The organism is Pseudomonas violetae, from assembly GCF_023072615.1.
Taxonomy (GTDB): Bacteria; Pseudomonadota; Gammaproteobacteria; order Pseudomonadales; family Pseudomonadaceae; genus Aquipseudomonas; species Aquipseudomonas violetae.
The window spans coordinates 214935-227700 of the sequence record NZ_JAKNRW010000005.1 but is presented as its reverse complement, the minus strand read 5'-3'; the positions used below and the strand labels follow the sequence as shown (position 1 = coordinate 227700).

Genomic DNA, 12766 nt, shown 5'->3' with positions numbered 1-12766 from the left:
AACAAGCGCAATGAACGGCTTGTCGCGAGCGCATTTCTGGAAGGCTTAGTTATTCACGTCGAAGGTCAACCTGTGAGAGCGGGGATGCCTAGCCTACAAGTATTTCGAGGATTATCGCAAGTCGGCGTCGTGCGTAGCTTTGCCCCATTTCTCCAGGAACATCGCCAAGCCAACTTCCTCGGCTCGCAGTCCTTTGCGCGTTCTTGGTCTCGGCAGTTCAGCCAGAGCGCCCAGGAGGAAAACCTCCATTACAGCCGGATGGATGTAGCACTTACGACACACCGCCGGGGTGTTGCCCAGTTGTTTGGCGACATTCTTCACCATTTCCACCACATGCCGCTTGGCGTCCGACTCCGGCTCCCAGTGCAACTCGCGCAGCACTGACAACGCCAGCGCGCTGCCCGCCCAAGTGCGGTAATCCTTGGCGGTGAAGTCGGCGCCAGTGAGCGTTTGCAGGTAGGCGTTGACGTCTGAAGAACTCACTGTGTGGCGCTCACCGTTTTCGTCCAGATACTGGAACAGGTTCTGCCCCGGAATTTCCAGGCAGCGCTTGATGATCCGCGCCAAGCGCCGATCCTTGACGGTGATCTGGTGTTCGACACCGCTCTTGCCGCGGAACTGGAACAGGATCGCACTGCCGTTGACTTCAACATGACGGCTGCGCAGGGTAGTCAGGCCATAAGAGCGGTTGTCCCGCGCGTATTGGGTGTTGCCGACTCTGATCAGGGTCGCGTCAAGCAAGGTGATGACAGTGGCCATAACCTTGTCACGACTGAAACCCGGGGCCTGCAGCAATACTTCAAGCTGCTTGCGCAACTTGGGCAAAGCCAGGCCGAAATCTCTCAGGCGCGAATATTTATCGGCGTCGCGTACCTCGCGCCACCGCGCGTGATAACGGTATTGTTTGCGACCGCGTGCATCACGACCGGTAGCTTGCAGGTGGCCTCGCGGATCGGCGCAAATCCACACGTCGGTGTAGGCCGGCGGTACCGCGAGGGCATTGATGCGTTTGACCTCGTCCTGATCGGTGATGCGCTGGCCATTCACGTCGAAGTAGCAGAACTTGCCGCGCAATTTCCTGCGGGTGATTCCGGGTTGCGTGTCGTCGACATAGAGCAGGGCGGGTGGCAGTGCAACGGGCAGATCGGTATCGTGCATGGCGGTAGTCCTGGCTTGGAATCAGTGGCCGTTACAGCCATTGACCGCACGCCGTTGCAGTGGTGCCGGCGGATTCAAGACAGCACCGCCACCGCCTTGATTTGCGCCCACAGGTGCTGACCGGGGTGCACGCCCAACTGATCCCGGGAATAACGGGTGATGCGAGCCAGCAGCGGCGTGCCGCCCACTTCGAGGCGTATCAATACGTGAGCGGTGTTATCGGCGGGCATTTCACTGATCACCGTGACGGGCAGGCGATTGAGAATGCTACTTTTCTCGACGCTGTGCAGGCTCAGGCTGACATCCCGCGCCTGAACCTTGCACCGCAGCGCTTGGCCTTGGCTCATCGGGGAGTGCGCCACGCGAATGCTCATGTCGCTGGCGGGGAGTTGCAGCGTCAACAACTGGTAGTCGGCGTCGTAGGCGCTGACCAGGCCCTCGATGACCACGCCAGCGTCGTCACCCAGCGCCAGTGGCAGGTCGAGACGTGCCAGGGTTGCACCGATCGGGCCGCTGGCCAGGGCCTTACCGTCGCTGAGCAGGACGATATGATCGGCCAGGCGCGCCACTTCATCCTGCGAGTGGCTGACGTACAGCACCGGAATCTCCAGTTCGTCGTGCAGGCGCTGCAGGTAGGGAAGTATCTCGTTCTTGCGCTGGCTGTCGAGCGCCGCCAGCGGCTCATCCATCAGCAGGAGCCTGGGGCTGGTGAGCAATGCACGGGCGATGCCGATGCGCTGGCGCTCACCCCCTGACAGGTTGAGCGGATGGCGATCGAGCAGATGGCCAATTCCCAGCAGCTCGGTGGCGTGCGCCATGTCGACCCTGCGCTGCGAGGTCGGAATGCGCTTGAGGCCGAACTGCAGATTGGCCAGCACCGACAGATGAGGAAACAGGCTCGCTTCCTGGAAAACGTACCCCAGGGCGCGCTTGTGTGCAGGCACAAAAATCTTCTTCGCGCTGTTTTGCCACACTTCATCATTAACCTGGATAAAACCCTGTTCAGCCTTCTCCAGCCCGGCGATGCAACGCAGGCAGGTAGTCTTCCCGGAGCCGGAATGCCCGTACAGCGCCGTCACTCCACGACCGGGTAATTGCAGGTCGAGATCCAGGGCAAACCCCGGATAGTCCAGTTTCAAACGCATCTGAATCATCGATCAGCTCCAGCCCGCACGGGTCTTGCGGCTGGAGTAGAGCGCCAGCAACACGGCAAACGAAAAGACCAGCATCGTCCCGGCCAGCCAATGTGCCTGGGCATATTCCATGGCTTCGACATGGTCGTAGATTTGGACGGAGACCACCCGTGTTTTGTCCGGGATGTTACCGCCGATCATCAGCACTACGCCGAATTCGCCGACCGTATGGGCAAAGCCGAGAATGGCCGCCGTTACGAAGCCGGGTCGTGCCAGGGGCAGGATCACGCTGAAAAAAGTGTCCCAGGGACTGGCCCGCAACGTCGCCGCCACTTCCAGTGGGCGCGTGCCGATAGCCGAAAAAGCATTTTGCAGGGGTTGCACCACAAATGGCATGGAGTAGAGCACCGAGCCGATCACCAGGCCTGCAAAACTGAAGGAGAGGGTGCCAAGCCCTAGTGATTGGGTGAACTGGCCGATAAAGCCGTGGGGGCCCAGCGCAAGTAACAGATAGAAGCCAATTACCGTAGGGGGCAAGACCAGGGGCAGGGCGACGATTGCCCCGACCGGGCCGCGTAGCCAGGATGTGGTACGCGACAGCCATAACGCGATCGGAGTGCCGATCACCAACAGGATCACCGTCGTCAGCGACGCCAGTTTCAGGGTCAGCCAGATGGCAGCAAAATCGGCACTCGTCAGGCTCATTTAAAGTTGATAACCATAGGATTTGATAATGGCGGCGGCTTTTGGCCCCTTCAGGTATTCAACCAAAGCCCTGGCGGCTGGACTGTCCTTGCCCTTGTTGAGTATCACCGCGTCCTGCTTGATCGGGTCGTGCATGTCGGCCGGAACGACCCAGGCCGAGCCACCGGTCACTTTGCCGTCTTTGTAAATCTGCGACAAGGCGACGAAACCGAGTTCTGCGTTGCCGGTGGACACGAACTGGTAGGCCTGGGTGATGTTCTGGCCTTCGACGATCTTTGCTTTGACTTGATCGGTGAGGCCCAGCTGGGCCAGTACTTGGGTAGCGGCCAGCCCGTAAGGCGCCGCTTTCGGGTTGGCAATGGAGAGATGCTGATACTGATTATCGCTCAGGGCCTTGCCCTCGCTGTCGACGTATCCTTCCTTGGCCGACCACAACGCCAGGGTGCCAATGGCGTAGGTGAAACGTGAACCCTTGACGGTATCGCCTTCTGTTTCAAGTTTCTGCGGCGTGGTGTCATCGGCTGACAGGAACACTTCGAAGGGCGCGCCGTTCTTGATCTGCGCGTAGAACTGGCCGGTTGCACCGTATGCAGCCACCAGCTTGTGTCCGGTGTCTTTCTCGAAGTCGGTAGCGATCGCCTGGATGGGGGCGGTGAAGTTGGATGCGACGGCGACCTGGACTTCGTCGGCTTGGGCCGCTCCCAAAGTGCAGGCAGCCAGCAGGCCGGCAAGGGCAGCAGGGGCAAAACGTGAGGCGCGAAGGGTCATGAACGGCTCCGTGACGGGCATGTAAAGCAACGGGAACAAACGCTATGTAGGGAAATATATAGCGAAATACCTGCAAACGGAACACGATTGTATACACGAGACCGCCAGCGACTCGCGCTTTAGCGGATTAGCTTCGCCAGCCCTTCCTCCGCCAGCCTTCGGGTCAGCGCCGCCGTGCTCATCTCCACCCCAAGGGTAAACGCCTGGCCTGCCCAGAGGTTGCTGAAATCCGCTTCCCCTTTGGCGCGCAGTGGCATCAACGCACCCCCTGCAAGCGGAAAGGCCGGGGCCTTGTCATTCATCGGCCCCAGCTCGCGCATCACTCGATTGAGAATGCCCCGTGCCGGGCGCCCGGTGAAAAGATTGGTCACTGCAGTGTCGCTTTCCCTGGCGGTGCGCAGTGCCTTGTGATGGGCGGCGCTGACCTTGGCTTCCGGGGTAAACAGATAGGCCGTGCCGACCTGCACCGCACTTGCCCCCAGCATGAACGCCGCCGCCACGCCGCGGGCGTCACTGATGCCGCCTGCCGCGATCACCGGGACCTTCACTGCATCGACAATCTGCGGTACCAGGGCGAATGTACCCACCTGGCTACTCACGTCATCGCTGAGGAACATGCCTCGATGACCGCCCGCGTCGTTGCCCATGGCAACGATCGCATCGCAACCATGCTGCTCCAGCCAGATCGCCTCTTCGACAGTAGTGGCGGACGACAGCACCTTTGCGCCAGTCGCCTTGACGCGGTCGAGCAGGGATTTCTCGGGCAGGCCAAAATGAAAACTCACCACTTCCGGCCGCAGTTCCTCGATGACCTCGCAGGTGGCGTTATCAAACGGCGCGCGATTGGACACCGGCGTCGGCGCATCGAAGTCCACGCTCAGTTCGCGGTAGTAGGGCTGCAGCAGATTCTTCCAGTTCCGGGCACGTTGTTCGTCGGCCACAGGCGGTTGATGGCAGAAAAAATTAACGTTGATTGGGCGTTGGGTCTGAGCGCGAATGGCCTTGAGTTCTTCGCGCAGTTGGTCGGTGCTCAACAGGGCGGCGGGCATTGATCCCAATCCCCCGGCGTTGCTAGCGGCGATCACCATGGCGGCACCGGTCGCGCCCGCCATGGGCGCCTGAATGATCGGCAGTTCGATGCCAAGCAGGTCAAGAATGCGGGTGTCTGGCCATTGACTCATTTTGGGGGCTCCCGGGGAGGTAAACAGGGCAGGACGTCGACGTGGATTTGTACCAGCAATGGCGGCGCCAAGGCCATCGCTGTTGCCTGGTAGCCGCCACACAAGACTGTGCGCAGCGCTTGCTTGCGATTGCATCTTGTCAGTCGCCATTGATGTTGGAGGCAAGGCCGTTTTGCTCCCACAGAAGTCATTTCACCCAGGCCTCATTTCACACAGCTGGGTTGCGACTCCCGCTCCAGCAACTCCCGCTTGCGCTCCACTCCCCACCGATACCCTGAAAGATCGCCGTCACTGCGCACCACCCGATGACAAGGAATGGCCACCGCCAGATGATTCGCCCCACAAGCCTGAGCCACTGCGCGAAAGGCTTTGGGTGCGCCAATGCGCTGGGCAATTTCAGCATAACTGGCCGTACTGCCCACCGGGATCTCGCGCAGAGCCTGCCAAACCCGCGCCTGAAACGCGGTGCCGCGCACATCCAGGGGCAAATCCAGGCCCAGGGCCGGGGCCTCGATAAAGCCGACCACCTTGGCAACCAACTGCTCGAACGCTTGATCAGCCCCCAGCAGATTGGCCTGGCGGAACCGATCCTGCAGATCGCACACCAGTAAATGGGGATCGTCCCCCAGCAGGATCGCGCACACTCCGCGGTCGCTCTGCGCTACCAGGATCGCGCCCAATGAACACTGGCCCACGGCAAAACGAATGTCGTTGTTCTGGCCGGCGGCGCGGTAATCGGCCGGCTTCATGCCCAGCACATTGTCCGCTGCGGCGTAAAAGCGGCTATTGGAGTTAAACCCGGCGTCGTACAGCGCCTCTGTGACAGAGCCGCCATCGGCGAGCCGCTCCCGCACCTTGCGCGCACGATGTGCGGCGGCATAACCCTTGGGAGTCAGGCCGGTGGCCGCTTTGAACACGCGGTGGAAGTGAAAGCTGCTCAAACCTGCAGTCGAGGCCAAGTCATTGAGCGCCGGCACTTCCTCGGCGGCTTCGATCTGGCGGCAGGCCGCAGCCACCGTCACCGCATGTTGCGCAGCGAGATCGCTCTGGTCCTTGGCAGCCCTTTTGCTTGGGCGATACCCCGCCGCCTGGGCTTGCTCGGCCGTATCGAAGAACAGCACATTCTGCGGTTTGGGTAACCGCGCAAGGCTACTGGGGCGGCAATAGATGCCGGTGGTTTTCACCGCGTAGACGAACTGCCCATCTGCTCGCGGATCACGAGCAACCACGGCAGCCCAGCGGGGGTCGTCCGCAATGGCGATGGTCGTCGAAGAAGTGGTCATGGCCTCACCTGCATTGAAGTGTTTGATCCAGACTAGTGGGTGGAGCGCAACGCAACACTCCGCGGCTTGCGATGGAACTCGAAAAAGTCACCGCGCCGTCCGGAAGGTGAAGTTGATGCGCTGCTCCCCCAGCCGCAGGTGCTGGCCGTGCTGGATCGGCAATATTGCGTGATAGCGCAAGCGATCGACACCGCCCCATATCACGACATCGCCATGGAACAACGACACCCGCTGACATTTGTCACTGCGTTCAAATCCACCAAACAGAAATACCGCCGGCAGTCCGAGGGACACCGAGACGATAGGCGCCGCCATGGAGGTTTCGTTCTTGTCTTGGTGTAATGACATCTTTGCGCCAGGGGCATACCGATTGATCAGGCAGGAGTCCGGGACAAAACCTGCAAACCCTGCTTCCTGGGCGGCGGCCTGGGCCAACTGAAGAAACACCTCGGGCATTGGTGGCCAGAGCTTGCCGCTCAACGGATCCTGACGGGTGTAGCGATAGCCGCTGCGGTCGGTGGTCCAGCCCCAGGTGCCGCAGCTGCTCAGGGCGGCCGACATGGTGAAGCCACCGGGGGTGACCATCTGCCGGAAGGGCGCGGCCGCGAGGACCGCATCCAGTCCCGGCAGCAAGCGTTCAAGCCAGGGCAGGACGAAGCCCCGCAGCACCCACGACTGTTCGCCGATCTGCTCGCGCGTTGGCGGTTGTACAGGTTCGTGATCGGCGAAAAGATCCGGAGTGGCAGGTCTCATAGGTCATCACTCATCGTGACAATGATCCGCGGTTTGGAAGATGTCGGCGTTACAGCGCCTTGCTCACGCTGATCTCGCTGATGACATCAGCGCCTTGGCCGTGAATCGCGTCCAGCGCAGCCTTGGCTTCTTCGGCGGTGCCGTTTTCAAGCAGAGCGAACTCGAACCGGCGTTCGCCGTTGAGCTTGTATTTGATGACGTATTTGGTCGTCTGGGCCACGTTCATACCTGCGAGTCGGGAGGTGGAAATACCACTCAGCTCAGTTTCGAGCTGGAGCGGCGGATGATCTTGATCGAGTGCGTCAAGGTCGGTTTGCGGGTCACGCTGATCGCTCGGTTGCTCACCGTGTCGATCGTGATGTTCCAGAAACCGGTGCTCGGTGCAGTGATCCGCGCTGGGAAAGTGTCGAACGCGCCGCCGTGGTAAGTGTGGCGACCACCATTTTTGAAGCTTCGAAAGTTGGCGTCGTTCATCAATCGGATGTTGCAGGTTTGCGAGCATTGAATGACGACGATGTCGTCTTCATTGAGGTGCTCGCGCTGGTGGATAAATTTCATGAGGCGCCTCCAGAAGGGCTTTTTCTACAAAATCAAAACGATAGCTTGGTCGATTGGCGCAGTTTATCAGCCCGAACAGGTTATTATCTGGTCGCCATGGTCCACTTTGACAATTAAAAACGGTTATTTGGAGATCCATGAGCGATAAACGCAGTGAGTCTCGGAGAAAAACAGCGTTTGTGCTGTCGGAGGTTCTTTATCGGAGGTTTTGTATGAAGTGGGGTGTATGGTTCCTGCCGTTCTCGTTGGCGATCAGTGGTTGCGCAAGTGTCTCGGAGATCAATGAAACGCTGCCGACCATGAGCGTGATCTCCGGTAAGAAGCCCCATGAATATGCACAGTGCCTTTCCGAGAAGCTCGCCAGCAGCCGTGGTGCCTTGCAGATCGAGCCGCAGAAGGATGGCGTGCGCGTCATCGTGCCGCAGAAGTTTTCTTCGGGGCCGGCCGCGGTATTTGACATCGAAGACCGTTCCGGCGGCAGCAGCATCAAGCTGCACGAGCGCATTTCCAATGTGCCATTGCGCCCCTGGGATGTGCGCAATGCCGCGACTGCCTGCATCTCCGGCTGATAGAATCTGCCTGTCAGCACCAATGCCGCCATCACAATGCTTTGGCGGCATTGTCATTTCTGGAGTGGAATATGAAGCGAGAGCAGGTACAGGTACGTCACGCAGAGGGGCACATTTCGGCCACCCACGTGATTCAGAATCCGGCGAATCCGGGAGAGTGGATCGTTTTTTTCAAGAAGAGCGCCGGGCGCAGTTATTTCCTGGTGGATGACAACGACGAAGTCGAGTCCTTCAGCCGTCTCGACGATCTGATCGAGACCGTGCGCGGCCTCGGGATCAAATTTGCGGAAATCCACATGTAGGGCAGGGCGCCTTACTTGCAGACCACCACCACGCTGCGGTTCTTGAAGTTACCCACGTCTACGCCAAGGGTCTTGTCGCTTTCCTTCAGCGAAGGCGTGCCGTCGGTGCCGACGATCCGGTAGCCGGTGCCCGCGCAGGATGCATCGGCTTTTTCATAGCAGGTCGCCCAGGAATTGGCTTCTCCGGAACAGTCGATGGCCAACCCTTGTTCTCCGTTGTTCAGATAAGTGGTTTCTGAGGTGGCACAGCCGCTAAGGGCCAATACTGCAATCAGTGGCAAAAATTTATTCATGTCGTTGTCGTCGTCAGGATGATAGGGCTAAGCCTGTGACAGCGCTGGCATCAAAAGGTTATAGCTAAAGGCCACTTCTATTGCGATATCTCGCAAAAAAGCCCTGAACGAGCCAGGGCTTGGCTGCGACAAGCTCTGATCAGCGCTTGTCTTTATTAACGCGTCGGCCAGCGCTTGGGTGCTCCAGCTCCAGTACCGAGGCTACCGAGATCGCCATCTCCTCGGACGGAAAGGCCCCGGCGCCGACATCTTCGCCGTTGGCCCCCGCCACTCGCCATTCGCCAGGCTTGACTTGCTTGATCTGGTAACCGTTGACTATTTTTGCTTCCGACATCTATCTGCCTCTTTGGCTGGTTCAATTGCGCAATGATAGCGCCAAATGCACCCATAGGGTGCTGATGGGCGTATGGTGGTGGGATTGCGCACCGGTTTCCCCAAAGTGCAAAGTGCAGCTTCTCTGCTATCTATAGCTATAGGAGGCGATCTGTTCTGGGGAACTATCTGACAGAATATTTCTCTATGATGGCATCGGTTAGCCAGTGCGGGGCATTGTAAGGTGCCCGTCGCCTGATTAGACTGCGCCGAAACTCGTACACACAGCCCTTACAAGGACTTTTATGATCAAGAAATGCTTGTTTCCAGCAGCCGGTTACGGTACTCGCTTCCTGCCAGCGACTAAAGCCATGCCCAAAGAAATGCTGCCGGTGGTAAACAAGCCACTGATCCAGTACGGCGTTGAAGAAGCCCTGGACGCTGGGTTGACCGAAATCTCCATCGTGACCGGCCGCGGCAAGCGCGCGCTGGAAGACCACTTTGACATCAGCTACGAGCTGGAAAACCAGATCAAGGGCACCGACAAGGAAAAATACCTGGTCGGCATTCGCAAGCTGCTCGACAACTGCTCGTTCTCCTATACCCGCCAGACTGAAATGAAAGGCCTGGGTCACGCCATCCTGACCGGCCGTCCGCTAATCGGTGACGAACCATTCGCTGTGGTCCTGGCGGATGACTTGTGCGTCAACCTCGAAGGTGACGGCGTGTTGACCCAGATGGTCAAGCTTTACAAGCAGTTCCGCTGCTCGATCGTGGCCATCCAGGAAGTCGATCCGCAGGAGACTCACAAATACGGCGTGATCTCCGGCGAGATGATCCGCGACGACATCTACCGCGTGCACAGCATGGTTGAAAAGCCAAAACCTGAAGATGCGCCGTCGAACCTGGCGATCATCGGTCGCTACATCCTGACTCCAGACATCTTCGATCTGATCGAACAAACCGAGCCCGGCAAGGGTGGTGAAATCCAGATCACCGACGCCCTGATGAAGCAAGCGCAGAACGGCTGCGTCATGGCGTACAAGTTCAAAGGCAAGCGTTTTGACTGCGGCGGCGCCGAAGGCTACATCGACGCGACCAACTTCTGCTTCGAGAACTTCTACAAGACTGGCAAGGCTTACTGATAGCCAGGATTGCTTGGAATGAAAAGCCACCTTCGGGTGGCTTTTTCTTTTTCGGCCCCCCAATAAATGCTCAACACTTGCCCGGCACGCGTCTGCAGGTATGCTGTTCGCCTGCCGAGGAGATTGAAAATGGCCTACGATTTTGACCTTTATGTGATTGGCGCCGGTTCCGGCGGAGTGCGAGCTGCGCGTTTTGCCGCCGGGTTTGGCGCCAAGGTGGCGGTGGCAGAGAGTCGTTACCTGGGTGGCACGTGTGTGAACGTTGGCTGCGTACCAAAGAAGTTGCTGGTGTACGGGGCGCACTTTGCCGAGGACTTCGAGCAATCGTCCGGTTTCGGCTGGAGCCTGGCCGAGGCGAAGTTCGACTGGGCGACCCTGATTGCCAACAAGGATCGCGAGATCAGTCGCCTCAACGGCATCTACCACAACCTGTTGGTCAACAGCGGTGTGACCTTGCACGAGGGGCATGCCAAGATCGTTGATCCGCACACGGTCGAGATCAACGGCGAGCGCCACACCGCGAAGAACATCCTGATCGCTACCGGCGGCTGGCCGCAGATCCCGGAAATTCCGGGGCACGAGCATGCCATCAGCTCCAACCAGGCGTTCTTCCTGAAAGAACTGCCAAAGCGCGTGCTGGTAGTCGGTGGTGGCTACATTGCTGTCGAGTTCGCGGGGATCTTCCACGGTCTGGGCGCCAAGACCACCTTGCTCTATCGTGGCGACCTGTTCCTGCGCGGCTTTGACGGCGCAGTGCGCAAGCATTTGCACGAAGAGCTGACCAAGCGCGGCATGGACCTGCAATTCAACGCCGACATCGCGCGCATCGACAAACAGGCCGATGGCAGTCTCAAAGCCACTCTCAAGGACGGTCGTGAGCTGGAAGCTGATTGCATTTTCTACGCGACGGGCCGCAGGCCGATGCTGGACAACCTTGGCCTGGAAAATACTGGCGTCAAGCTCGACAAGAAAGGCTTTGTGGAAGTTGATGAGCAATACCAGACTGCCGACCCGTCGATCCTCGCGTTGGGTGATGTCATTGGTCGGGTCCAGTTGACACCAGTGGCCCTGGCGGAAGGTATGGCGGTCGCGCGGCGCTTGTTCAAACCCGAACAATACCGTCCGGTGGATTACAAAATGATCCCGACAGCGGTGTTCAGCTTGCCGAATATCGGCACCGTCGGCTTGACCGAGGAAGAGGCGCTGGAAGCCGGGCACGAGGTGGTGAGCTACGAAAGTCGTTTCCGGCCGATGAAGCTGACCCTGACCGAGTGCCAGGAACGCACTTTGATGAAGCTGGTGGTCGACGCGAAGTCCAACAAGGTTCTCGGGTGCCACATGGTCGGCCCCGACGCGGGTGAAATTGTCCAGGGCTTGGCGATCGCGCTAAAGGCTGGTGCGACCAAGCGGGACTTCGACGAAACCATCGGCGTCCATCCAACGGCCGCCGAAGAGTTCGTCACCATGCGCACGCCTGTCGGCGGTTAATCGGCCTTTGCCGTGACTGGCGCTGTCGCAACGGCAGCCGCCAGGCGCATGCTGTCATCAAGGCTTGCCTGGGTCTTGAGCAGTTCGATTTCCAATCCCTTTTTTAGCTGCGACTGCTCCTCAGCGCTCTGTTTAAGCGACTGGCTTTCCAGCAAAGCTGCACGCAGGCGTTCCTGAAGAAGGGTGCGCTCGCTGTCGATGCGGCTCACCTGTTCCAGCAATTGATCCTGGCGGTTATGGGTATGCTTGAGCTGTTCCTGCAGCAAGCTCAGCTCCCGAAGCGTGCCGCGGTTCTCCGTCAGCAGGCGTTCGTTGTCGCGGTGCAGTTGCGTGATCTCGTCCTGGCGTATCAGGGCGCTCTGTTGAGCTTGGCGAAGCTCCATCTGAATTTGTTGCACCTGCCCCTCATGGCGGCGCTGCTCTTGTTCGCGCTGTTCCTTGACGGCGTTGCGGTAATGTTCCAACGCGTCGCGGGCGTGCAGATGCTTTTCTTCAAGGGAGCGAATCTGCGCATCCTTGTCCTGCAGTCGCAATTCGAAGTCTGCCAGCGCCTGGCTCAGTCCTGCGTTGCGAGTCTGTTCGGTCTGCAATAACAGGAGCGTGTGTTGCAGAGTGTCCGACTCCTGGGTCAGGGCCAGGGTTTGCACTTCGTATTGCTGTTGCAGCTCGATATTGGCTTGCTGCGCTTGCGCCAGTTGCGCATCCAACAACTTTTTCTGCTGATCGAACTGCGCGCGAGCCTGGTCGATGGGTTCTTGTGCCTGCTCTTTAAGTCGCTGGGCGAGGCGGGCTACCAGCCCCGCGAGCTCGTCGTCGATGGGTTCACAGACCGTGTCTGCGGGTTCGCCGCCATCGTCGAGCTCCTTTAAATATCGGTGAATGGTGGTCTTTGAGCCGGTATTGCCCATTTCTATACGTACCGCATCAATGCTCGGATGTTCGCCCCGGGCAAGGATTGCCAGGCGAGCCGTTTGAACCACTGCTTTGTTAATGCCGCCGCGAGCCATGAGCTCTCCTACGATTTCGTACTGTGGTACATACCACGAAAATACGATTGTACCATGATTAAATAATTAGACATAATTACAGAATAATAACATGGGATATATTGGTATTAT

General features: G+C 58.8%; 16 protein-coding genes. 4 read left to right on the top strand and 12 right to left on the bottom strand.

Going from position 1 to position 12766, the window contains the following annotated elements:
• Positions 1 to 111 precede the first annotated feature (111 nt).
• From L9059_RS09780 to L9059_RS09740, 9 genes are all read right to left on the bottom strand, one after another.
• Positions 112 to 1158, bottom strand: coding sequence for a DNA topoisomerase IB (locus tag L9059_RS09780; protein ID WP_247290398.1), 1047 nt, complete (start codon positions 1156 to 1158; stop codon positions 112 to 114).
• Between the two features lie 74 nt (positions 1159 to 1232).
• The gene (modC, locus tag L9059_RS09775; protein ID WP_247290396.1) at positions 1233 to 2312 is read right to left on the bottom strand and encodes a molybdenum ABC transporter ATP-binding protein; all 1080 of its coding nucleotides are present in this window, start codon (positions 2310 to 2312) and stop codon (positions 1233 to 1235) included.
• A gap of 3 nt (positions 2313 to 2315) precedes the next feature.
• Positions 2316 to 2996: a molybdate ABC transporter permease subunit gene (gene modB, locus L9059_RS09770; RefSeq protein WP_247290394.1), complete on the bottom strand. Its 681-nt coding sequence runs from the start codon at positions 2994 to 2996 to the stop codon at positions 2316 to 2318.
• Positions 2997 to 3764 (bottom strand): molybdate ABC transporter substrate-binding protein, encoded by a 768-nt coding sequence (gene modA, locus L9059_RS09765; RefSeq protein WP_247290393.1) that lies wholly within the window; start codon positions 3762 to 3764, stop codon positions 2997 to 2999.
• Between the two features lie 119 nt (positions 3765 to 3883).
• Positions 3884 to 4945, bottom strand: a complete 1062-nt coding sequence (locus L9059_RS09760; RefSeq protein ID WP_247290392.1) for an NAD(P)H-dependent flavin oxidoreductase — start codon at positions 4943 to 4945, stop codon at positions 3884 to 3886.
• A gap of 203 nt (positions 4946 to 5148) precedes the next feature.
• Positions 5149 to 6228 carry a bifunctional DNA-binding transcriptional regulator/O6-methylguanine-DNA methyltransferase Ada gene (ada, locus tag L9059_RS09755; protein ID WP_247290391.1) on the bottom strand — a complete coding sequence of 360 codons (1080 nt, stop codon included), beginning with the start codon at positions 6226 to 6228 and terminating at the stop codon, positions 5149 to 5151.
• An 87-nt stretch (positions 6229 to 6315) separates the two neighbouring features.
• Complete coding sequence (gene alkB, locus L9059_RS09750) at positions 6316 to 6981, bottom strand: DNA oxidative demethylase AlkB (protein ID WP_247290390.1); 666 nt, start codon at positions 6979 to 6981, stop codon at positions 6316 to 6318.
• 49 nt (positions 6982 to 7030) lie between these two features.
• The gene (locus L9059_RS09745) at positions 7031 to 7201 is read right to left on the bottom strand and encodes a hypothetical protein (protein WP_247290573.1); all 171 of its coding nucleotides are present in this window, start codon (positions 7199 to 7201) and stop codon (positions 7031 to 7033) included.
• Between the two features lie 35 nt (positions 7202 to 7236).
• Positions 7237 to 7539 (bottom strand): DUF1883 domain-containing protein, encoded by a 303-nt coding sequence (locus L9059_RS09740; RefSeq protein ID WP_247290389.1) that lies wholly within the window; start codon positions 7537 to 7539, stop codon positions 7237 to 7239.
• 212 nt (positions 7540 to 7751) lie between these two features.
• On the opposite strand from L9059_RS09740, the gene L9059_RS09735 reads away from it, so the two are divergent.
• Both L9059_RS09735 and L9059_RS09730 read left to right on the top strand, forming a co-directional pair.
• Complete coding sequence (locus L9059_RS09735; protein WP_247290388.1) at positions 7752 to 8108, top strand: hypothetical protein; 357 nt, start codon at positions 7752 to 7754, stop codon at positions 8106 to 8108.
• Between the two features lie 71 nt (positions 8109 to 8179).
• On the top strand, positions 8180 to 8410 hold the full coding sequence (locus L9059_RS09730; protein WP_247290387.1) for a hypothetical protein: 231 nt from the start codon (positions 8180 to 8182) through the stop codon (positions 8408 to 8410).
• A gap of 11 nt (positions 8411 to 8421) precedes the next feature.
• Here L9059_RS09730 and L9059_RS09725 read toward each other — a convergent pair whose 3' ends face one another.
• On the bottom strand, positions 8422 to 8703 hold the full coding sequence (locus tag L9059_RS09725) for a lipoprotein (RefSeq protein WP_045058309.1): 282 nt from the start codon (positions 8701 to 8703) through the stop codon (positions 8422 to 8424).
• Positions 8704 to 8842: 139 nt separating this feature from the next.
• The gene (locus tag L9059_RS09720) at positions 8843 to 9037 is read right to left on the bottom strand and encodes a hypothetical protein (protein WP_247290386.1); all 195 of its coding nucleotides are present in this window, start codon (positions 9035 to 9037) and stop codon (positions 8843 to 8845) included.
• A gap of 283 nt (positions 9038 to 9320) precedes the next feature.
• On the opposite strand from L9059_RS09720, the gene galU reads away from it, so the two are divergent.
• The gene (galU, locus tag L9059_RS09715) at positions 9321 to 10160 is read left to right on the top strand and encodes a UTP--glucose-1-phosphate uridylyltransferase GalU (protein ID WP_247290385.1); all 840 of its coding nucleotides are present in this window, start codon (positions 9321 to 9323) and stop codon (positions 10158 to 10160) included.
• A gap of 129 nt (positions 10161 to 10289) precedes the next feature.
• Positions 10290 to 11648: a glutathione-disulfide reductase gene (gorA, locus tag L9059_RS09710; RefSeq protein WP_247290383.1), complete on the top strand. Its 1359-nt coding sequence runs from the start codon at positions 10290 to 10292 to the stop codon at positions 11646 to 11648.
• Here gorA and L9059_RS09705 read toward each other — a convergent pair.
• Positions 11645 to 12655 carry a DNA-binding protein gene (locus L9059_RS09705; RefSeq protein WP_247290381.1) on the bottom strand — a complete coding sequence of 337 codons (1011 nt, stop codon included), beginning with the start codon at positions 12653 to 12655 and terminating at the stop codon, positions 11645 to 11647. The genes gorA and L9059_RS09705 overlap by 4 nt on opposite strands.
• Positions 12656 to 12766 lie beyond the last annotated feature (111 nt).